This window comes from Paenibacillus baimaensis, assembly GCF_025567575.1.
In genome coordinates, this window is the sequence record NZ_JAOQIO010000050.1 from 16,201 (window position 1) to 38,013 (window position 21,813).

Sequence of the window (21,813 nt, forward strand, 5' to 3'; positions counted from 1 at the left end):
CTTCCATTTTACATGAAAAGCTCAGAAATCGCACATCCCCGCTTGGACTCATTAAAATAGGAATACAGCAGCGGCTGTTCCGATACAACGGCTCTTATCGATCCATATTCGTCAAGTACATAAACCAAATGGTATCGTTCACGCATGAATAAACGAACGACATCCTTGATGCGCCTACTCCCATTGACTACGATTGGTTGAGCCAGCGTCCCTGCCCCCATTAACCGAACCAACGCCGTTTCGCGATGCAGCAAAAAACGCATGAAATGGTACGCTCTCCCTTTATAGCTATACCAATTGGAATAGAGCAGAAATAAGCCAATCATAAGCAAATTCAGCTGTATACCACCTCCACGGATCACATGCAAGATGGAAACTATTGTAACCATCAGGCTAAGCACAAGGCTTAAACCATTGCAAAGCGATATTACACGATGGTAAGGCATCCATAGACTCATCAACGATTCCATCAGCTTCCCTCCGTCTAGCGGCGAGATGGGCAGCAGATTAAACAAGGCAATGAAGAGATTCGCTTCAATGAAATAGGCGCTCCACTGCTCCGAAACCAGGCCCATCCATTGCAGTAAATAAGCAATCAGCATCATCCATATATTTTGCAATGGGCCTGCGATAATGACGATCACTTCTTGCCAGACCGGGACGCTGCCAAGCTCCTCGACCACAGCCTCACCGCCATAGGGCAGCAGCAGTATCTCCTTGATGCGCCAGCCAAACCCTTTGGCAGCTACAACATGACCCATTTCATGAACTAGCACAATTCCGAACAAAGTAGCTATTTCTATAAAATAGCCACCAGCTACGGACAGCAGCATGACAATTGAAAACAGCGGATGAATGCGAACAGGCACACCGATCCAACGATTCCACCTAATCAAAAGCAACCACATCCATCGGATTCAAATACCGATTATCCTTGGAAATGGCAAAATACAGATAGCCGGCCTGCTTGGAGGTGTTGGCAGAAACTTTACCTATCGTTTCCCCTCCCTTTATCCAATCATTAAGCTCGACCTTTGCTTCAATCCAGCCATACACAGACTCCAGGCCATTCGCATGGCGTATGACAACGGTGAAGCCCGTCTCATCCTTATTGCCTTTGTAAATAACCAGGCCTGTATCCAGGGCCGCTACTGTCGCATCCACCTTCGTTTCGAGCGTTACCCCTAATCGACTCGATTCATAAGGAGCTATGACCATTCCTTTCACCGGGGTAAAATAATGCTTTTTAAGCGCCGTCACCTTCTGCGCCTCCTGCTGCTTGCCAGGCATCCAGGCGGGAAGCAGTGACGGATTCCCTCCCCATTGCCTCTCATACCATAAAGTAACCATATGAAAATCAAAAGATTCATTCAGCGACGCTTCAATATGCGATTTGGCAATATTGGCCCACGGATGATTTATTTGAAACAATCCCCACACGGCTGCAAACAACGCACAGCTAATGACCAGCTTGATTCGAATCGAATTGGCATTAGGCCGAAACGGCCAGCCGCCCCCATCTTCAGGATCAGCTTTGGCTTGCTCCGAGTATTCCTGCATCCATTTACGTTTCCATACATATTCAGGATCATTCCAACGCTCCGAAGATTCTCGCAGCTGCTCCATTTGTCGATGGCTCATTTTATCCCGTGTTTCCATGTCGATAATCCTCCTGCATCCAATAGGGCTTGTATATTTCATCCTATGAGCATGTACACTCGAATATAACAAGCAAGCAGGATCCTCAACAAATAAGCCCTGTATCTGAGATACAGAGCTAAAGTGCAGACTTGATCATGTTAAGGACGGCCATCGCTTTCAACAGAATCCGTGTTGGCCTGAGTCATTGGAATTTTCAAATAAACGGCTGTGCCCCACCCTTCTTTACTGCGTATGGTAATGCCGTATGCTTCCCCATAGGCCAGCTTTAACCTTTTGTTGGTGTTGAAAAGTCCAATATGCTCCGAAAATTCGTGCTGAGTCTCAACATTATTTCGTAGCATCTGAAGCGTATCCTTGTTCATCCCTAAACCATTGTCCACAATAGCTATTTGCAGCGCTGATTCCACTAGCTTGATTTTAATCCGGATCAAGCCGTGCCCTTCCTTTTCTTTAATCCCATGATAAATACTATTTTCAATTAAAGGCTGCAGCAAAAGCTTCATTACCCGAAAGCCGATCACCTTGGGGTCATAGTCCCATTCAAGATCAAATTTATCCTCGTACCGGTATTTTTGGATTTCCAGATAGCTTTTCACATTTTTAATTTCGGTTTGCAAGGATACCCGTTCTTCCGGATTGGTTAAGGAGTAGCGGAGTATCTCGGATAAATTATCAATAATTTTCGTAACCTGATTCGGCTTTCCTGTTAATGCGATCGTTTCCCAGTTTACGGCCTCTAGCGTGTTAAATAAAAAATGCGGATTGATTTGCGATTGTAAAGCGGTGAACTGGGCTACCTGCAGCTTGTATCTGCGCTCGGAGAGTTGGACCTTCAGATAGCTTTGCTCTATAAACGTTTTTACGATATTTTGCACAATATACCCGTACTCATCCTGCACGCGTTCCGGTAACGATGGCAGCGGATTTCCTTTTTCAGCAGAATCAATAATATCAATAATATTAGCAATTTGCTTGTATCGATTTCTAGTTAAATAAAAGGCAAGAACGAGACCAAGCATGAACGAAATAAGCAGCAACAGCATTGTGATTTGAATAATTCGGAACGGTACCTCATACAACGCCCGCTGAGGAACAATCGAAATATATTTCCAGCCGTATCGGGCTGAATTCAGCTGGGATACAATAAAGGATTCATTGGCAGCATTGATTGTATAAAAGGCCTCATTCGACTTGTTGATGCTTTCCATATTCAGATCCTTCAGGTATTCAGGCTGACGGTCGCTAAAAATGATTTGATTGTTCTCATTCACGACCAGAATGCACTGCTCCGGGAAGGTGGACAAGGACTTCAAAATATTTTCAATGTAGATCGGGCGAATATTCAGTACAATAACCCCGTTCGTCGACTCAATTCGTTGATAAATGGTTACAAGGGGCGTATTCGTCGATTCAAACTCGAACTGTTTGACCTTGCGCGGCTCAATCCACAGCTTGACCTTCTCGTCCTTCTCGATAAAATGCGAGTACCATTCCTTGTCATTATAGGTTTGCAAATCGGATAACCCCTGCTTGGAGGAAATAAAACGGCCTGTGGAATTAGGCATATAGATATAAAAGGAATCGATATAGGGCCGCGCGTTAGCCGGGGCACTCAGAAAGCTTTTCAGTATATCAAAGGAAATCAGCTCCTCATGCGTCAAAGAGCTATTTTTCATAATCGAGCTTAACGCTTCAATGACCTTCAAATCATTACCATATACAAGACTCATCGGGTCGGTTTCACTTAAAATTAATTCTATATTTTCTTTCGTCTGCTTGAGCACGTTAACCGAATTTTTATTGATGTCTTCCTTAATGTAATTTTGCGTAATGAGAATCGAAAGGGTTCCCAAAATCGTAAGCGGGATAAGCAAAGGAAGCAGGAACATGGACAAATGCTTAATAAAAAACTTGTTTTTCATGTGTTCGCCTTCCATTCTTTACGGTTCATTTGCTCTGGACATGTAATGGATAGCATCATGGAGGGGAATCTCGGAACTCACGGGGGCTTTTACCGAAGTAGAGCTTAAAGGCTCTGGAAAAATTTTTCGCGTTATCGTAGCCAACAGCACTGCCAATTTCGTAGGATTTGTAGGAAAAATCCCTTAAAAGCTCCGCGGCCTTCTCCATTTTAACGGAAATCACGTACTCCGAGAAATTTTGTCCCGACCATTTTTTGAAATATTTACTGAGATAGTACAGATTCATATGAAACAAGCCCGCCACTTCCTCTAAGGTCACATCCCTGTAGCATTCCATGATGTGTGCTTTGATAGCAGCAATCTTCTTTTCATGATAACCCTGTTCCTCTATCGGATCTTCTGGTGCCTCAGGAAGCTGAACCGTTGCATCCGCTGCGAGGGTTACGGGAATAGCCAACTCCTGCTGTCTTTCCCGATCCAGCTCATCCTTAATTTTACTGAAGGTCGCCAGCAGCTCCTCATATTTGGTCGGCTTGATAATATAGCTTTTGACACCATACATAAGAGCTTTTTGCGCATAATCAAATTCCTTGTAGCCCGTCAAAAAGACAATTTTGGTACTGATCTCTCTGCTGTACAATTCCTGGGCCAGCTCTATGCCTGACATGACAGGCATTTTGATATCGCTCAGCACCACATCCACTTGCTGCTTGAGGATCGTATCCAGCGCTTGCCGTCCATTTTTCGCTTCCCCGATGATTTCGAAGCCGATCTCATTCCACGGGAAATAGTTGCATATGCCATTACGTATCTTCGTCTCGTCATCAACGACCAGCAGTGTGTACATGTGATCCTCCTCGGTGCTTTTCTAATAGGAAATTGTGATGGGTTTATTATAGAGGAACGATGAACTGCAAACAATACGATGACAAATAATGAAAACTAATAGCAAATCAGGCACCCCAAATCCAATTGCCTCCGTCAACATTATAGACAAATATTCAAACCTTTTATCAAATCAGATGGATTTAAAGCGGGCAAGCTCATTGCTATAATAGGACCTGTAACTGCTTGAAGCTGAATAATCGAACATAAAGGGGATCAGAAAATGAATCATATGAAGAAATTATGGGGCTCGGCTGTTGCTATATCCTTGCTCTCAGCTAGCATGGTGGGTTGTACACCAGATACAGCAAGTTCATCTCAAGGCAAGGATGCAGGTCAAACCGACAGCAGCAAACCGATTACTTTAAGATTTGCATGGTGGGGAAGCGATTCCCGTCACAAGGCAACATTGGAAGCGATTAATTTGTACAAAACGAAAAATCCGAATGTGACCATTGAAGCCGAATATGGCGGTTTTGACGGCTACGAGCAAAAAATGAAAACCCAGTTGGCCGGTGGCACCGCACCCGATCTGATCCAATTGGATCAACCCTGGCTGTCAGAGCTTGGCAGCGGCAGCGAGCTTCTGCTTGATTTAACGAATCAAAAGTCGTTCGATCTCAAAGGCTTCGATGCTACTTACCTGAAAAACTTCACAACCTACAATAACAAAATCATCGGCTTGCCTATGGGTACGAACGGGCGAACCTTAGTTTTCAACAAAACACTGGCAGATAAGCTCGGCATTAAAGCCGATCAAGCCTGGACCTGGGATAGCGTGCTGGAGGAAGGTAAGAAGCTTCACGAAAAGGATAGCAAAATGTATCTGATGAACTCCGATCTTGGTGTCGTACAGGTTATGTTCTCATCCATGCTCAGACAAAGAACCAATAGTCCAATGGTCAAGGATGACTATACCCTAGCCTTCACCAAGGAACAGGCAGCCGAAGCCTTTGATTGGATTCAAAAAGCGTATAAAACAGGCGTATTCCAGCCGCTTGGTGAAAGCCAGTTGTTTTCCGGTAAAACCGACCAGAATCCAAAATGGATTAACCAGGAGATGGTAGCTATCGAAGGTTGGAGCAGTGAGGTTATCAAATTCAAAGATACACTGCCAAAAGGTACAGAAATCCAATCCGTACTGCCAGCAGCCTTCAAGGATTCCAAAACCGGTGCTGCCGTCATCCGTCCTTCCATGGTATTGAGTGTGAATAAGCAATCAAAAAGTCAGGAAGAAGCTCTTAAGTTCGCAAACTGGCTGTTGAGCGATACCGAGGCTGCCAAAATTCTTGGAGATGTCCGAGCTGTGCCTGCACTGGAACCAGCCAAAAAAGCCATTGTCGAGGCTAACAAGCTGGACAAAAATGTAGCTGATGCTGTAGATCTTGCCGCTAAAAATCAGGCTGTTCCCGATAATGCTATCACGCAAAATTCACAGCTTGGAGATATTGGCAAAGATATTATCCAAAAAGTCGCTTTTGACAAAATAACACCCGCTCAAGCAGCCGATGAGCTGATCAAGCGGTATACGGATAAATTGAAAGAATTGAAAAAGTAACTGTCACATACAGCTTCAATGTCACATTTAGAGAGTGCCGCTGACAACCAGCGGCATTTCTACTTCAAATAGACCATGTACGGGGTGAGGAAATGGCAGCAACGAAACCTACTGTTCATATAAAGAGAAAATACCAATATATCGGCCTGCTTTACATCAGTCCATGGTTGCTGGGCTTTCTATGCCTGGAGCTATATCCATTCATGATGTCCTTTTATTACTCCTTCACATCGTTTGATCTTATCAATCCGCCCAAATTTATTGGCCTGAAAAATTACATTGACATGTTTACCAAGGATGACATGTTTTACCAATCCTTAAAAGTAACACTAATCTACGCGTTGATTGCCGTTCCTGCTAAGCTGGCATTCGCTTTGTTTGTTGCAGTGGTTTTGACTGCGAAGCTGCGAAGCGTCAATATATTCCGGACAGTTTATTATTTACCTTCGATTCTTGGGGGAAGCGTGGCCATCGCCGTTCTGTGGAGATTCCTGTTCATGAAGGAAGGTATCGTTAACCAAATGCTGGCTACGGTCCACATCCCTGGTGTCGATTGGCTGGGTAACCCGAATATCGCGCTGTACACGATCTCCATGCTGAATGTATGGCAGTTTGGCTCATCGATGGTTTTGTTCCTGGCCGGTTTAAAACAGGTTCCAAGCGAGTTGTATGAGGTTGGCCGCGTCGATGGAGCTTCCAAAGTAAGGATGTTTTTTTCCGTCACCTTGCCTTTACTAACGCCTATCCTGTTGTTTAACATGATCATGCAAATCGTCAATGCTTTTCAGGAATTTACCGGTGCCTTTGTCATTTTACCGGATGGCGGCCCTTTAAAATCGACCTATCTGTTCGGAATGAAGCTGTACGATGAAGGCTTCAAATTTTTGAAAATGGGTTATGCCTCTTCCCTTTCCTGGGTATTGTTCGCCATCATTATGCTCTTCACCGCACTAGTGTTCAAATCGTCCTCCCAATGGGCTCATTATGAAGACGGAGGCGATAAACGATGAAATCAGAATCGGTCAGAAATTCGATTACGTTCCTGTTGATGTGCATATTCGGACTCATTATGATTTATCCATTGATATGGCTGTTCACGGCTTCCTTTAAATCCAACGAAGAAATATTCGGCTCGCTGAGCCTTTGGCCCAATCAGTTCCTGTGGGACGGCTATACAAAGGGTTGGTTAGGCTCTGGACAATATTCGTTCAGTCTGTTCTTCATGAACACGTTCAAGCTTGTGATTCCAACTGTAATCTTTACGGTAATTTCCAGCACCATCGTTGCTTACGGCTTTGCCAGATTTAACTTTCCATTGAAGAAGCTGTTGTTTTCCTTGATGATTTCTACGCTCATGCTGCCGAATGCTGTCGTGATTATTCCCAAATATATTTTGTTCAAAAACCTTGGCTGGCTGAACAGCTACCTGCCTTTTATTGTTCCGGCGATGCTGGCGACCAGTGCGTTTTTCATCTTTATGATCATTCAATTTTTCCGCGGACTGCCAAGGGAACTGGATGAATCGGCCAAAATGGATGGCTGTAATTCCTTCGTCATTCTGGTCCGTATTCTGCTCCCGCTGGCGATGCCTGCTTTGATTTCTGCGGCGATCTTTCAGTTCATATGGACCTGGAACGATTTCTTCAACTCTCTGATCTATATTACCAGTGTGAAAAATTTCACCGTGGCCCTCGGCCTGCGTATGGCCCTTGATAATTCGACCAGTGTAGCCTGGAATCAGGTGCTCGCGATGTCAGTAGTCGCTGTGGTTCCTTGTATTCTCGTATTCTTCTTCGCGCAAAAATATTTTGTCGAGGGCATCTCCACTACGGGCATCAAAGGTTAATACGGATAGGCTGAGATTGGAACGAATTACGATATCAAAAGGCAGCTTTTGCAGATCACCATCTCTGCAAAAGCTGCCTTTTTGTTATGTCTTTGATAAGCTGATCAGCGGATTTCCAACACACTGTGAATATGCAGCCTGGGAACTGTCACTTCATATCCCTTATCTGCTGTTCTCAATGCCAACACGTGCCCTTCCGGCTGCTGCACAACTTCTGTAATTCCAGAGCTGTGGAACGTGACTTTAATATCATGCACAGGAGTAATGGATTCGATAGGATCATACAAAGACTGCTTGCGGTTGCCTGTGTGACCGTTATGAAAATTGATCAAATGAAGATAGCGGACCCCATCCTTCTCCATCATATTAGCTTCCACGGTGGTCGGCGCTTCTACCCTAAATGGTTTAGATCTATCATATTTGTTCAACAAGTTATTCATAATTCGCCGCAGCCAAAAATGGTTGTTGTTCCAATACGCTTTAAAAATCGGAGCAGCTACATACAAAGCCGTTCCCTGTCCAAAACGGTTAGCGGTAATCGCCGGAAAATCGCTGACCCTGCCCGCAGGCGGAATCGGGTGCCGAAACGCTCTTTGAGGTGCCGGATCGGTTAATGGCCACTGTACATAGCTTAAAGCTTCTGCCGTGGATAGCTTCACCTTGAGAAACGGTTCTTCCACTAGCTGGGGAATCGATGCGGTACCTGCCCACAGCTCATCATTCTGGGTCATATAAGCAAATGGATAAGGTGTTCTGTCCAAATAGTCCACTCCAAGCACTTCTGCCATCATGAAGTTAGGCGTGGTTTCCCCTCCGGTCAAGCTAGCTTCCCCAGCTGCCAGCAGCAGCCCTCCGTTACGAACGAATTCAGCTATTTTAGCTGTCGATAGCTCATTCAGTCGCACTGTTTCGGGAAGGACAACGACTTGATAATCCGATAAATCCGGAAAATCGTTATTGAAGTAGATATCAAACTGGTGATGGCCTTCGATCAGCATTTTGGCTGCACCCATCGTTGCCGCTTCTCCCTGTTCGAAATACCAGTTCTCTGTAAAATTACCGATGAGGGCTATATGTTTATGGGCGCTGGAACCTATGCACAGGTGCTCTCTCTCCTCAACGAATGAGAATGCTTCCCCGATAATATCGTATACACCACTCTGCAGCCTTCCGCTTGGCAGCACCTGATCACCAACGTTGATAACACCGCCGTTAGCCATGATTGCAGCAAACTCATATTTCAGCTGTTCAGCTGTTTTGCAGCTCATCAGCCCCCATCCCTCGGTAAACCGCACTGTCATCACTTGTACGGGTACTGGAAGGTTGCGTACAAAGCGGGAACGAATGGAATGGCATAGAAACGTTCCTGAGGCAGGCTGGGATTCCCAGAGGCCATAATCGCTTGTTGCATTAATTTCCACTGGCTCACCCATTTTCCAGGCCCCGTTACAGTTAACGAGGACTTCCGGACGTATCGACTTCACAACATCATAAATTTCCTGCATGCAGCGAGCGGCGGACTGCTTCGCAAACCCATTGACCAGTTTGGGATTGGATGCAAGCAGTTCAGGTGTCAGCTCTAATTTGTATTCCTGTACAAATCTGCTTTTGCAGTAGCGGCAGAAGCAGTGATGGTCCCATAAATATGGAATATCGAGCAAATAACCGTCCATCGCATATTTGGCTGTAATTTCCTTCAGCTGTGGGATCACAAGCTCTTCGCGGTAAGGACTGTTGATGCAAGGAAGCTCCCACACCGTTCCTTTACCTCCGCGTTTGCTGCCATCCTTATCAATCTGGTACCAATCTGGATTGTGCTCTACTGCGTAAGCATCCGTACCTAATGAATAATAAGCGATCACTTTAATACCGTGTTTGTGGGCCTCCTCCAGGACTTCTCCGAAAAAGTCTTGCTTAAGCCCACTATGCTTGTGACCTACCGTGTTGTCATAGAAAGCATTGCCGAAATGGCATTTCGTGAAAATACCGACGACATTGACTTTTGCCCGGACAAATTCAGCCACAAAGGATTCAGCATCAAAATCGTTAATGGCGTCGTAAGGAAATTCCGGCATATGAAAATCGACATGCACTTGTCGTATATGACTGCTGAACCAATTATCCTTCAATTGTATGTTCACCTCTCCTTAATAACCTAATAGCGTATGCTCACAAGTCTACTTTTTGAACAAGCTTTATAGGACACTCCCGACATCATCGGGAACTGCCTGCATATTGCAGAGCAGTCTGATCAGCAGCTTCTCCTTCATCTGCGCCAATATCTCGTGATAAACGGGATCATCTGCCAGATTGTGCTGTTCGTACGGATCTTTCAATAAATCATATAGAGAGATCCGGTCAGGCGGCAGGTTCACAGGCCTACCGAAGGCTGGTCCATGATAGGGGGCTGCCTGCAGCTCTGTACGAGTATCTCGTGTTAAATCGCCGTACATCAGCTTGTATCTGCCGTCATATAGCATCTTATCGCTGCCCATCTCACAGAAAGCATCCTTACGGTGCTGCTGTGTAGTCCCAAGCAGCAGCGGCATCATACTTTTGCCTTGATCGTAATGATGGCTCTCACAACCGGTAAAATTGCATACGGTTTGACCAATATCGATAAGCTCAACAATCGCATCACTGACTACACTTTGCCCGATTCCAGGACCAGCAGCAATAAAAGGTACATGAACAGAACCTTCATACAAATTGATTTTCCCCCACATCCCATGATCCCCTGCATTATCTCCATGGTCTGATGTATACAGGATGACCGTATCGTCTTGCAATCCGCTCGCTTTGAGGGTATCCAACACACGTCCGATCTGGCTGTCTACTTCTGTAATGCAAGCCTTATAAGCAAGCAGCTTGTCATACTCCATACGCTGAACATCCGTCAATGGCGCTGCTGGAATGTGTTCCTCCGGCATTCCTGCTTTCTCATTGTCATACAAATTCCTGTAGGACTGTGGTGCATCATAAGGATCATGGGGTCCTACGAATCCAAGATGCAGGTAAAAAGGTTTGTCCGGCGACACCTTCAAGAGAAATTCACTGGCTTTTCGAGCGATATAGGCATCCTGGGTATATTTCTGATCCCAAGGCCATGCTTCATTAGGCAGCATCGTTGCATTCCCTTGCCGAAACCGGCCGGTCCAGCTCCGGTAAGCTTCCAGCAAGCCCTGTTCTCTCAAAAAACGGGTATACTGGCATTCGCATCCGATGCTGCCGCTGCCCATTTTGCCCGATGTTTCATGTACATGCTCAAATCCGAGCTGATGAATATCTGCTTCATGGGCGATAAAATCACCATCCCATACATGAACATGATGATGCAGCTTGCCTATCATCGCTGTATGATAGCCATTTCCACGTAATGCGTGTAGAAATGTAGGTGTATCGGGATGTATCGGATGCCGGTTCGTAAAGCAGCCGGTATTCATCGGGTACCTCCCTGATGTTATAGCTATTCTTGATGGTACACAGAGCGGTGCATTGCAATAAGTCCGTGTAATGAGGGTACCGCGTGCCGCCAGAAGGTCCAAATTCGGAGTCTTAACGCCCACTGCTCCTGCGCAGCCCATATAATCCCAACGATGATGATCCGAAGTAATCAGGATCACATTGGGTTTCTTCCCTGTTACCTTACCGGTTTCCATCCTACTGCTCCTTTCTCGCTGGATTGACGAGTCAGATGAATATGCAGCCTCCATGCCGTTTATTCATCTGAGATTGCCATCCAGCTGATAGATCATTTTTTCGTAAATTTGGCATATTCCGCGTTATATTCCTCAATGACCTTGTCTCCGCCGTTGCTCCTCCATTGATCGATGGCCTTTTTCCAGCCGGCGTCGTCCACCTCGCCGTAAATATACTTTACACGCGCGTCATTGACTAATTTGTCCAGCTCGCTGCCCTTTTCGATCTGTGTATTCGAAACGAGCGGCAGTGTCGGATTAGCTACGGCTATAGACGAATTTTCAACATACGTTTTATTTACTTTTTCATCCATCGGCGAACCGGTCATCAGCTTGGGCTTCCAGTCTGTAATCAGAAGCTCAATAACAGACGTCACTTCATCGTCGTACAATTTTTGGTCCAATCGTACTGGCTTGCCGTTTTCCATTTTATAATGCCGTCCTTCAATACCATTAACTAGCAACTGCTCCAGCTTTGGATCAGACAGCTTATTAATAAATTCAAGCGTATCCTTTAAATCAGCTTCCGTTTTGATACTGGATTTGGGGAACATATACATGCCATTAAACCCATTGGAGGCAAACACTCTCTCCCCCTTCGGCCCTTTGATTCGTGTAACGAAATCAAGCTTGGCATTCGGATTCGCCTGATACAATGCAGTCCAGTTTGGAATGGTAGCATGAGCGACAACAGCCGGGTACATTCCCGCTTTTTCTTTTGCGATTCCATCCCATGCCTGCCCTTGCTGAATTGCGGCGAAGTCCTGGTTCATCAGCTTTTCACTAAACATTTTGCGGTAAAATTTCATCGCTTCCAAATATTCGTCTGTTGTAAAGTCAGGGTACAGCTTGCCGTCCTTCACCCCATAACCGTTAGGAGCTCCAAACCATGCAAGCGCATTACCAAACCCTTGCTGACTGAGCAGCTTGGGCATGAATTCTACCAGTCCGTACGTATCCTTTTTGCCGTTTTTATCCGGGTCCTTCTCCGTAAAGGCTTTAGCCATCTGATACACATCATCAATGGTTTCTGGCGGCTTCATCCCCACATTGTCGAGCCAGTCCTTACGATAGAGAAGCATTTGTAAACCAAGCGGGCGCTGATGCGGCATTCCATACAGCTTGCCGTCTATAGACGCGTTGTAAGTCGTTTGCTCATTGTACAAGCCTTTTAAATTCTGATAATCCTTTAAAAGAGGGCCAACTTCCCAAAACATCCCGGATCGCACCCCCGATAAGATGGTGGAGAGCTTGTTATTCTGAACATTCATCACCATTGGAAGTGAACCCGAAGCAATCGTTGCATTCACTTTATTATCGTAAGCGGAATTGGGAACCCAGGTTATATCCAGCTTGGTGTTTGTCATTTCTTCAATCTTCTGCACCATAATATTGTCTTTTTTCGGAGGCTCGGCAAAATAATAGACCATCATCAAACTGATCTTTTTCGGTTCTTTGGGCTGCTCCTTCGGTGGAGTACTCGTCTGCTGTGTGCTCTTGGCTGCCGGAGTTGTCTCTGTTCCTTTGCTGCTTGCTGCATTCCCTCCGCTGCATCCGACTAACAAGCTTGTTGCCACGAGAACAGGGCCGACACTCTTTAAGCTTGTATACCATTGCCGTTTGTTCATTACGTTGTCCCCTCCAATAATTTGATTGTAATGCTTTACAAAAACTCAGCCTTTAACGGAGCCTATCATGACCCCTTTTGTAAAATGCTTTTGAACGAACGGATACACGAGTAAGATCGGAAGTGTCGACAAAACAATCATCGCCATGTTAACGGTTTGTGCAGGAATATTAAAGCTGTCCTGACCGGACTCACCTAATCCGCCCTGCGACAATATAATCAACTGCCTAACCAGTACCTGAAGTGGCCATTTCTCGGTATCATTAATGTACAATATAGCTGTGAAATAGCTGTTCCAATGAGTCACCGCATAAAACATCACAAAGGTGAGAATAGCAGGCATAGAAAGCGGTATCACAATGCGAAACAAAATGCCGAGATCGTTGCAGCCGTCGATTTTGGCTGATTCCTCCAAGCCCTCGGGCAGCTGCTGGAAAAAGCTTTTCATCACGATCAGGTTAAAGGCATTGATCGCACCAGGAAGCATGAGCGACCAGTAACTGTCCAGGAGTCCCAACGATTTGACAATCAGGAAGGTCGGAATCATGCCACCGCTGAACAGCATGGAGAAAATGACCATCAGCAGGACAGGCTGCCTTCCTTTCAGTTCTTTGCGGGCCAACGCATAAGCCATCAGTACGGTAAATGAAATATTAATGAAAGTACCTACCGCCGTAATATATAAGGAAGCTCCTAACCCACGAATGACCGCCTCAGATGCCAGTAAATAGCTATAAGCATCGAAGGTGATTCGGGTAGGAATGAGTGTGAAGCCTTGCTTCGTTAATTCGTCCGCAGGGGTTAAGGAACCTACGATGATATATACGAACGGAATGACGGTTGCCAGTGCAAACAACGTTAACAGTGTATAATTGACGCCTTCGAACAGGATGCTGCCCGCTGATTTTCCGATTGTTCGTTTTACCGCCATGCGCCGCTGCACGTTCTGTTTTTGTATCGAATCCACGTGTTAGTAAACCCCTTCCTCCCCGAACCTTTTGGCGGTATAATTCGCTCCTAATACCAAAACAAGCCCGATCACAGATTTGAACAATCCGACGGAGGTGCTATAGCTAAAAAGCCCCTGCTGGATGCCTATGCTGTATACATAGGTGTCAAACACTTCGCCCACCTGACGGTTCAGCGGATTGAGCATCAGAAAAATTTGCTCGAAGCCGGTATCCAGAAAGCTGCCTAAACGTAGAATCAACAGGATCACAATCGTGCTTCGAATAGCTGGCAGCGTAATGTGGTAAAGCTGTCTGAGTCGATTGGCCCCATCCATACGAGCGGCTTCATAAAGCTGCGGATCGACTCCAGCCAGTGCTGCCAGAAAAATGATCGTACCCCACCCTGTCTCTTTCCACATCAATTCAGAAACAACCATCACCCGGAACCATTTTTCACTGACAAGAAAGTTCAGCTTCTCCCAGCCGAGAGACGCGATCCATTCGTTGACGATTCCACCCTCTGTTGTAAAAAAAATGTACGCAATCCCGACCACCACGACCCACGAAATAAAATGTGGAATATAGATGAGTGTTTGCACCGCACGCTTAAACAGTTCTTGTCGCACTTCATTCAGCATCAGGGCAATGAGGATCGGTAAAGGGAAAAAGAAAAACAGATTGTAAAAAGCAAGTACAAATGTATTACGGAACAACAACCAAAAAGCCGGATCACCAAAAAATCGTTCAAAATGTTTCACGCCTACCCATGGACTTGCCAAAAAACCTTGGAATACCTGATAATCCTGAAAGGCGATCAATACACCCCACATCGGAATATACTTGAAGATAACAAAGTAAAAAAATCCGGGCGCCAGCATGAGATACAACCAACGATGTTTAGTTACATAAGCCCATAGATGAGAGTAAGCCAACGTTTAACCTCCTTTTCTGTGTTTATAAACCGCTTGCCCTCAATATAGAAGCTGTCGATCATAACGTCTACAATCTTTTGGGATCATCCCGCCACTTGGAGGTCGTGATAATCATTTGGGATCTAGTAATCAATTGAAAAAAACCTCCCGCAGGGAGGCCTTTCCGTTGTTGTCATGAGCATGGTCAAGCTTTGTACTGCTCCCGGTATTGCCCTGGAGTCATCCCTTCCATTTTACGGAAATAACGAATAAAATTTTGTGCATTGTTATATTGCAGTCGTTCAGCTATTTCGCTTATTTTCATTGACGAGTGGGTCAGCCATTTCTTGGCGGTCTGCAGCCTGTGTGTGGAAACGTATTCACTAAAGCTGACCCCCACGTCACGCCTGAACACCCTTTTGACATGACTGGGGTGAAAATGCAATCGGGCCGCGCAGGCTTCAAGCGTCAAATCCGTTTCCTGCTGCTCGTGGATCATTCTTAATACCTGCTCAGTGATCGACGTGTCCTGCACAGTTCTTGATTGCTCAACAGCCTCAAGAATCCTGCCGATAATATCCTCACGAAACCAACGCTCGATATCAGCAGATGAATTCAGCTCCAACAGTCTCTCAAAAAAGGATGGATTGCGGTTGTCAGTCCAATCCCACGATACCCCCATTTGGTTAGCCAAATCTATGAATTCGATAAGCAGCCGTATGAACGACACCTGATACTCCTGGTGCGTGCATTCCCGCGAGAATACATCCTTCATAAACTGTCCGAGCAGTTCATGCACCCGCCCGATTTCAAGCAGCTTAATTGCATCCAGCATATCCCCGGCAACAGCTTCTGGGTAGTAAGGCTTAACATGATGAACAGGTTGTTGATCCTCAATAAAAATGACGGCTGCCTGCCCTGCCTTGATCCGGTATTTCAGCGCTTCCTGGCCTTCATGGAAAGCTTTGGGCATGTCGCTCCACTCGGAATAAGGACGGCTGATGCCGATACTGATTCGGAGACCGAGAAAGCTGCTGACAGCAGCCTGAATCTTTTCTGCAGCTGTATACAGCTTGTTTTTAAAATCCTCACGGTCTTCCGTATTACTCCCGACTACCGTTACCTGGGAAGGATGAATCAGTATGGGATTCAGTCTGCTATCGGCGGGTACTAATTCACTTACAATATTATTGATCGCGAACAGCAGTAAATCTTTATCACCTTCACGAAAACGTACGCCTTCAAAGGTATCGATCTGTGTAACCAGCACTGCCTTCATACGCCATTCGGACGGAAATTGCGACCATTTCCATTCCCCTGTGATATCCACTGTATTCACATGACCTTGGAGCAGCTTCAGCACAAAGTAATCCTTTAACTGCTGAGCCTGCCTTTGCATTTGTGTTTCCATTTCATTCTGAGTCAGCCTCATCGTCTGGAACCGCTCACTAATATACTGGAATTCATCCTGGCTGCTCAGATCATTCACAGAACTGGAGGCGGTGCCGGATGCTCCCCGGACAGCCTCATAGAGCTTACGTATCGGACTGTACATGTTGCGGGATTGCAGGTAAACTAGAGCACTGGCAACCGCCATAATACCGAGACAAATGAGAAAAGTAATCCAGCCGATCGCTCTCGACTCACGGGTAACCTCAGCGATCGGGATCAGAGTTACATACTTCCAATCATTATAGGTAGATTGAATAAGGTTAATCGATACCATTTGCTCCATCCAATCGGTTTGGAACGTCTCAGGAGGATGGTCACTGCTCAACATTTCGCGAAGCGGCTCTTTCATCGGGAATAACCGACCATTAAGAGAACCGTCATGACTAGCTAGAACGTTATTTGTTTCATCCAAAACGAATGTTTTGCCAATCCCCGGGATATTTTCGACCAGTTTGCTGATCTCCCCCGGATTAATTTTGATAACGACGACCATCTGTGGAGCTTGCGAATTCAGCGGCAGCCTGCGGATCAATTGCAGACTTTGTCCCTTTCCAATCGTTGTAGTTAAAGGGTTGTTGGAAAAAGAGCCGGTCCAGAAGGAGTTTTTCGTGTTCTTGATATAGATCAGGTCCATATTTACGGCATAATCGTCAAACCGGTATACACCGCTATTTTCCAAAACCCATCTTTTCGACATATTGATGAGCTGTATATCCTGAATCCCCAGCTCGTACGATTGAATACGCTGTATTTGTTCACGCAGATCCTGAATCAGTTGAAACTCTTTGTAGGAAAGCTCACGATCCATGGCATTGTTGACCAGCGGCGAACTAACCAACTGCAAGGAGGCCGCATCAACGGTTTTTAAAAATTGCTCGATCCGCAGCTTGGTTTGCAGTGTAACCTGCGCATTGCCTTCATTCACCTTTTGAAGCGCAATACCCGAGGATTTATAATAGGAAAAGCCACCAAGTACTATGACAGGAAATATGACAATGAATACGCTGTACCAGAACAATCGCGAAAAATATTTGGACAACAAGATATGCCTGATGTGAATCCCAACCTTTCGCAACTACTTCTACGCTCCATGGTTTACCTGCATTTATTATAGCAAGAAACTCCAAGTGAATTGAACATAATTGTTGCGTTCGCACAAAAAAAAGCACCTCTATGGGTGCTTTTTTCTACGCTCGAAATGTGGGTTCTTTTTCCTGATGGATCCGTATGCTGACCACAACGGCAATACTCATCATATTTAATAGTAACGACGTTCCCCCGTAGCTGATAAAAGGAAGCGTAATCCCAGTCAAAGGCATGATGCCAAGCAGCATCCCCACATTTTCAAAAATTTGAAACACGAACATCGACACCACGCCAACAATAACATAGGCCCCGCCTTTATCATGGCATTGAATCGAGATAAGAATCATCCGATAAATAAGCACAAAATACAGCAGCAGCAGCACCGATGACCCGACAAACCCGAATTCTTCCGCCAGCACGACAAATATCGAATCGGAATACGCATAGGGAATGAAATTGCGGTGGACCGAGGTACCTTGCAAATACCGTTCCCCAGACAAGCCACCGGAACCAATCGCTTTGATCGAATTGACAACCTGGAAGCTGTGATCCTTAGAAGCATTATCTGGATCTATAAAGGTATCAATCCGGGTAACCCAGTGACCTTTACCTTGCAGCTTCAAATATTGCTGAATCGGGTCGTGAAAATGAGTGAATAAATAATAAAATAGAAACAGTCCCGCTATCACCAATAAAAAACCTATTAAAAAGTGCGTATACTTGATGTTACCAATCCACAGCATCCCGACCAAAACTACCAGAAAAATAACAGCATTTCCCAAATCCGGCTGAATCAGTACAAGGACAAAAGGAATGAGTACGATAAATCCTATAGGCACTATGTCCGTCAAAAAAAGCAGCTTTTCTCCTTGCCTTCTAGCCATGAACGCGGCTAGGGCAAGAATGAGCATGAGCTTCATAAATTCTGCAGGCTGGAACAGCAAGTTACCCGGCAGCTGAAACCAGCTTTTGGCACTATTAATTTCCAAACCGAATTTATAGACAAGAATTAATAATATCAACCCAGCCCCATAAAAATAGGGAGAGATTTTTAATAAAACACGATAATCAACCAAGGCCACTCCGAGAAAGGCCAGTATGCAAATAACATAAATCGTTATTGTTTTTTTCATATCGAACACGATATTGGGATCATCGAGCGTTGCGCTATAAACAAGCAGCGTGCTAATAACCATGAATGACAGAAGAATGGCTACGATCAACAAATCGATATTTTTTAGTTTTTGCAGCAAAACATGCTCATCCCATCCCGATAAACTTCTTGAATTTAGTCAATACCCCTGACTTTTCCTCCATTGGCATGAGTGGAACCGTATCTCCCAGAATGCGACGAGCAATGTTACGATAAGCAATCGCTGCCGCAGAATTAGGATTCATTACTGTAGGTTCCCCTATATTAGCCGCTTTGATGACATACTCATCATCCGGGACGATACCGAGCAGATCTATCGCCAGAACGGACGTGATTTCGTCAATACTTAGCATTTCACCCTTTTTCACCATACTTTGTCGAATACGGTTAATAACCAGCTTGGGCGAAAATATTTTCTCATTTTCCAGAAGACCGATGATTCTGTCAGCATCACGAACCGCAGCGTTTTCCGGTGTTGTCACCACAATAGCCTTGTCCGCACCTGCAACCGCATTTTTAAAACCTTGTTCTATGCCTGCAGGGCAGTCGATAATAACATACTCAAAATCACGTTTGAGCTCCAAAATAATTTCTCTGACTGCTTCGGGAGAAATCGCACTCTTGTCCTGAGTTTGCGCAGCAGGCAGCATATACAGCTCATCGAAACGTTTGTCCTTGACCAGTGCTTGCGCCAATCGACAGCGTCCCTCAGCAACATCGATCAAATTATAAATAATCCGATTTTCCAACCCCATGACCACATCCAGATTACGCAAGCCAATGTCGGTATCGACCATACAAACCTTCTTGCCATTGAGCGCCAGCGCCGTTCCGATATTAGCAGAGGTAGTCGTTTTACCGACCCCGCCTTTTCCCGAGGTTATGACAATTGCTTCACCCATAGTGCTCAGCTCCTTCATGTTACGGTTCCATAACCAATCTATGCAAATGGTGAATTTTGTCGATTTCCATTTTGCCATCTTTGACATAAGCAAATTCCATAAAAGCTTCGTTCATGCCCCATTCGTCCGGAGGTCGACTAATAATAGCGGATATCCGCAGCTGGGTAGGTCTCAAATGAGAAGCTGCAATAATCGATTTATCGTTACCATTCACACCGGCATGAGCCATTCCGCGGAGCGAGCCCATTACATAAATACTGCCTGTACTAATGAGCTCCCCTCCCGGATTCACGTCACCCAGAAATAGGATATTGCCTTCTTTTACCATCGTTTGACCCGAACGCACAATACCTTTAACCAAATGCACATCACCTGTATTAGATAAAATCGCTACCGGATCCACCGCCTGAGACTCGATGGACTGAATCAACAGATTGCCCTTTTGACCTATGATGCTGCGAATTTGATCCTTTTGCTCGGCTGAGGCAGTACGGGTACCCAATTTGACGTGAACATGAATGATCGGACCCGTCAATATTTTTTGGTGTGTTTTTTCCAGTTTATGGTGCAGTTCCTCGATAATTTCCTCGAATGCGCAGTTATCATCCAGAAGAAATACAAGACCTTCTTTTACACCTTTAATCATCACATGATGTTTTGTAGCCGCCATCCCCGTCCCTACCTCCCTACACCTAATACAATTCGGCCTTTTTCGACGTAACTCCTGCTTGTTCAGTGAAAAATTATTCCTCTGCGTCAGTCTTTGCAGCCTGCATGCTTTCGAACAACTTTCGGACAGGAACGTAGACCATAAGTGCGAATAGGAGGTTAATCAGCATACTCGGAAGCATCTGGTGGAAAAATACCCACTGCAGATCAAGATGGTTGATTTGGAACAGTCTGTACAGCCCATAGATAATGGAATCGAAAAATAAATTTCCGAGTGCCATAACGAGCATACTCACGATAATATTGGAATGAAGACGGCGATGCATCAAGCCAGCCAAATAGCCGGTCAAGCCCATTGCAAATGAAATCGGTCCAAGCATCGGAGAATAATAAATAAAGTCCTGCAATAATCCAAAAATAAGACCGTAAACCAGCGCCGTATGCCGATTTACATAAAGACCGATATAAATCACGATCACAACGATAAAATGAGGCGCCACATAGATTTTGGATTGCCATACAGATGGTATGATCCATTGCAGTATGGTACCCTCCAAAATAAACAAAGCCAACAGGATCAACCACAGCCATTTACGCATGATCAGATCACCCCTGCTCCGGGACGATAACGACAAACACCTCACGAAGGTGGTCAAAAGAAGCAAAAGGCTGAATCAGCGCCTCATGCGAGATGCCGAAGTTGCCCTGCTTTCTGGAGACTACCTTGCCAATCTCGATCCCTTTAGGGAAAACCTGTCCCAATCCGGAAGTAATCACGGTATCCCCAACTTCCAGCTTGTCATTAGGATCTATCATGGTCATGACGAGAAGTTGTTCCCCAGGATCATAGGATACAATGACACCAAAGCTTTCATTTTCCTTATTCTTGACGGTTACCGAAATCGCTTTGGATTCATTGGCTGTATCATCAATACCTTTGAGCGTCTGAACCGTAGAATAAAAGGAAGATACCTTCTTAACGCGTCCTACCAGTCCATCCACAGACATTACAGCCATATTAGGCTTGACGCCGTCCTGCTCACCCAGATTGATACTCACTGTATTGTTGAGTAAATCAGGGTTAACAGCCACGACCTCCGCGATACGAAAGGTGTAATTACCTGCCTGCTTTTGACGTTCTGTAAAGTTTAAAGCTTCCTGCAGCCGTTTGTTCGTCTGTTCGAGATCATTTAATTTGGTCGTGTCGCGCGCGTATTTCGTCAAGGTTTGCTTCAGTACTTTGTTCTCTTCAAAGATCGTACGCACCTGCCGAATATCCTCAAAGAAACCCGCTATATAGCCAGCGGGCTTATAAATAATTCCTTGCGTCCAGGAGATCGTATCCGTAACAAATTTTTCAGGCCAACTCATTCGCTCACGCTTTCCAAGCGTCAATCCCATCAAGGCAATAAAGCAAATGAAACCCAGCAGCAGTATTAATAATCGTTTATTTCCCAGTAATTTCAAAATAACCACCTTCTAATCTTACGCT

General features: G+C 45.2%; 18 protein-coding genes. 3 read left to right on the plus strand and 15 right to left on the minus strand.

The features are described from left to right. Nucleotides 1–8: 8 nt before the first annotated feature. From OB236_RS14830 to OB236_RS14845, 4 genes are all read right to left on the minus strand, one after another. On the minus strand, nucleotides 9–896 hold the full coding sequence (locus OB236_RS14830; RefSeq protein ID WP_262684697.1) for a site-2 protease family protein: 888 nt from the start codon (nucleotides 894–896) through the stop codon (nucleotides 9–11). Continuing rightward, complete coding sequence (locus tag OB236_RS14835) at nucleotides 889–1,659, minus strand: M23 family metallopeptidase (RefSeq protein ID WP_262684698.1); 771 nt, start codon at nucleotides 1,657–1,659, stop codon at nucleotides 889–891. The genes OB236_RS14830 and OB236_RS14835 overlap by 8 nt, the downstream gene beginning before the upstream one ends. A gap of 140 nt (nucleotides 1,660–1,799) precedes the next feature. Continuing rightward, a complete protein-coding gene (locus OB236_RS14840) occupies nucleotides 1,800–3,584 on the minus strand; it encodes a cache domain-containing sensor histidine kinase (RefSeq protein ID WP_262684699.1) in 1,785 nt (594 codons plus the stop codon). Nucleotides 3,585–3,639: 55 nt separating this feature from the next. Continuing rightward, the gene (locus tag OB236_RS14845; protein WP_262684700.1) at nucleotides 3,640–4,431 is read right to left on the minus strand and encodes a response regulator transcription factor; all 792 of its coding nucleotides are present in this window, start codon (nucleotides 4,429–4,431) and stop codon (nucleotides 3,640–3,642) included. A 261-nt stretch (nucleotides 4,432–4,692) separates the two neighbouring features. Here OB236_RS14845 and OB236_RS14850 point away from each other — a divergent pair, with 261 nt between their 5' ends. The 3 genes from OB236_RS14850 to OB236_RS14860 all read left to right on the plus strand — a co-directional run bounded on the left by OB236_RS14850 (nucleotide 4,693) and on the right by OB236_RS14860 (nucleotide 7,873). Next, nucleotides 4,693–6,027 carry an ABC transporter substrate-binding protein gene (locus tag OB236_RS14850; protein WP_076231568.1) on the plus strand — a complete coding sequence of 445 codons (1,335 nt, stop codon included), beginning with the start codon at nucleotides 4,693–4,695 and terminating at the stop codon, nucleotides 6,025–6,027. A 92-nt stretch (nucleotides 6,028–6,119) separates the two neighbouring features. Beyond that, nucleotides 6,120–7,037: a carbohydrate ABC transporter permease gene (locus tag OB236_RS14855; protein ID WP_076231565.1), complete on the plus strand. Its 918-nt coding sequence runs from the start codon at nucleotides 6,120–6,122 to the stop codon at nucleotides 7,035–7,037. After that, entirely contained in the window at nucleotides 7,034–7,873 is an 840-nt protein-coding gene (locus OB236_RS14860; RefSeq protein ID WP_262684701.1) for a carbohydrate ABC transporter permease, read from the plus strand. Before OB236_RS14855 ends, OB236_RS14860 begins: the two co-directional genes overlap by 4 nt. A 104-nt stretch (nucleotides 7,874–7,977) precedes the next feature. On the opposite strand, the gene OB236_RS14865 is transcribed toward OB236_RS14860, so the two are convergent. The 11 genes from OB236_RS14865 to mreC form a co-directional block, all read right to left on the minus strand. Then, nucleotides 7,978–10,002, minus strand: coding sequence for an alpha-amylase family protein (locus OB236_RS14865; RefSeq protein WP_262684702.1), 2,025 nt, complete (start codon nucleotides 10,000–10,002; stop codon nucleotides 7,978–7,980). Nucleotides 10,003–10,068: 66 nt separating this feature from the next. Beyond that, nucleotides 10,069–11,532 (minus strand): sulfatase family protein, encoded by a 1,464-nt coding sequence (locus tag OB236_RS14870; RefSeq protein ID WP_262684703.1) that lies wholly within the window; start codon nucleotides 11,530–11,532, stop codon nucleotides 10,069–10,071. Between the two features lie 92 nt (nucleotides 11,533–11,624). Then, complete coding sequence (locus OB236_RS14875) at nucleotides 11,625–13,199, minus strand: extracellular solute-binding protein (protein ID WP_262684704.1); 1,575 nt, start codon at nucleotides 13,197–13,199, stop codon at nucleotides 11,625–11,627. A 45-nt stretch (nucleotides 13,200–13,244) separates the two neighbouring features. After that, a complete protein-coding gene (locus OB236_RS14880; protein WP_262684718.1) occupies nucleotides 13,245–14,129 on the minus strand; it encodes a carbohydrate ABC transporter permease in 885 nt (294 codons plus the stop codon). A 39-nt stretch (nucleotides 14,130–14,168) separates the two neighbouring features. Next, nucleotides 14,169–15,026, minus strand: a complete 858-nt coding sequence (locus OB236_RS14885) for an ABC transporter permease (protein ID WP_262684719.1) — start codon at nucleotides 15,024–15,026, stop codon at nucleotides 14,169–14,171. A gap of 238 nt (nucleotides 15,027–15,264) precedes the next feature. Next, nucleotides 15,265–17,586, minus strand: a complete 2,322-nt coding sequence (locus OB236_RS14890; protein WP_262684705.1) for a helix-turn-helix domain-containing protein — start codon at nucleotides 17,584–17,586, stop codon at nucleotides 15,265–15,267. Nucleotides 17,587–17,698: 112 nt separating this feature from the next. Then, nucleotides 17,699–18,850, minus strand: a complete 1,152-nt coding sequence (locus OB236_RS14895) for an FtsW/RodA/SpoVE family cell cycle protein (RefSeq protein WP_076231551.1) — start codon at nucleotides 18,848–18,850, stop codon at nucleotides 17,699–17,701. Nucleotides 18,851–18,857: 7 nt separating this feature from the next. Next, the gene (minD, locus tag OB236_RS14900) at nucleotides 18,858–19,652 is read right to left on the minus strand and encodes a septum site-determining protein MinD (protein WP_076231549.1); all 795 of its coding nucleotides are present in this window, start codon (nucleotides 19,650–19,652) and stop codon (nucleotides 18,858–18,860) included. 19 nt (nucleotides 19,653–19,671) lie between these two features. Then, a complete protein-coding gene (locus OB236_RS14905; protein WP_076231547.1) occupies nucleotides 19,672–20,322 on the minus strand; it encodes a septum site-determining protein MinC in 651 nt (216 codons plus the stop codon). A 73-nt stretch (nucleotides 20,323–20,395) separates the two neighbouring features. Next, nucleotides 20,396–20,920, minus strand: a complete 525-nt coding sequence (gene mreD, locus OB236_RS14910) for a rod shape-determining protein MreD (RefSeq protein WP_076231545.1) — start codon at nucleotides 20,918–20,920, stop codon at nucleotides 20,396–20,398. 7 nt (nucleotides 20,921–20,927) lie between these two features. Then, entirely contained in the window at nucleotides 20,928–21,788 is an 861-nt protein-coding gene (gene mreC / locus OB236_RS14915; protein WP_076231543.1) for a rod shape-determining protein MreC, read from the minus strand. Between the last annotated feature and the right edge of the window lie 25 nt (nucleotides 21,789–21,813).

Excerpts from the sequence above, each read along its gene's own strand:
- OB236_RS14835 (WP_262684698.1), bottom strand. The coding sequence starts at position 1,659 with ATGGAAACACGGGATAAAATGAGCCATCGACAAATGGAGCAGCTGCGA.
- OB236_RS14840 (WP_262684699.1), bottom strand. The coding sequence starts at position 3,584 with ATGAAAAACAAGTTTTTTATTAAGCATTTGTCCATGTTCCTGCTTCCT.
- OB236_RS14845 (WP_262684700.1), bottom strand. The coding sequence starts at position 4,431 with ATGTACACACTGCTGGTCGTTGATGACGAGACGAAGATACGTAATGGC.
- OB236_RS14850 (WP_076231568.1), top strand. The coding sequence starts at position 4,693 with ATGAATCATATGAAGAAATTATGGGGCTCGGCTGTTGCTATATCCTTG.
- OB236_RS14855 (WP_076231565.1), top strand. The coding sequence starts at position 6,120 with ATGGCAGCAACGAAACCTACTGTTCATATAAAGAGAAAATACCAATAT.
- OB236_RS14860 (WP_262684701.1), top strand. The coding sequence starts at position 7,034 with ATGAAATCAGAATCGGTCAGAAATTCGATTACGTTCCTGTTGATGTGC.
- OB236_RS14870 (WP_262684703.1), bottom strand. The coding sequence starts at position 11,532 with ATGGAAACCGGTAAGGTAACAGGGAAGAAACCCAATGTGATCCTGATT.
- OB236_RS14875 (WP_262684704.1), bottom strand. The coding sequence starts at position 13,199 with ATGAACAAACGGCAATGGTATACAAGCTTAAAGAGTGTCGGCCCTGTT.
- OB236_RS14880 (WP_262684718.1), bottom strand. The coding sequence starts at position 14,129 with ATGGCGGTAAAACGAACAATCGGAAAATCAGCGGGCAGCATCCTGTTC.
- OB236_RS14885 (WP_262684719.1), bottom strand. The coding sequence starts at position 15,026 with ATGCTGGCGCCCGGATTTTTTTACTTTGTTATCTTCAAGTATATTCCG.
- minD (WP_076231549.1), bottom strand. The coding sequence starts at position 19,652 with ATGGGTGAAGCAATTGTCATAACCTCGGGAAAAGGCGGGGTCGGTAAA.
- OB236_RS14905 (WP_076231547.1), bottom strand. The coding sequence starts at position 20,322 with ATGGCGGCTACAAAACATCATGTGATGATTAAAGGTGTAAAAGAAGGT.
- mreD (WP_076231545.1), bottom strand. The coding sequence starts at position 20,920 with ATGCGTAAATGGCTGTGGTTGATCCTGTTGGCTTTGTTTATTTTGGAG.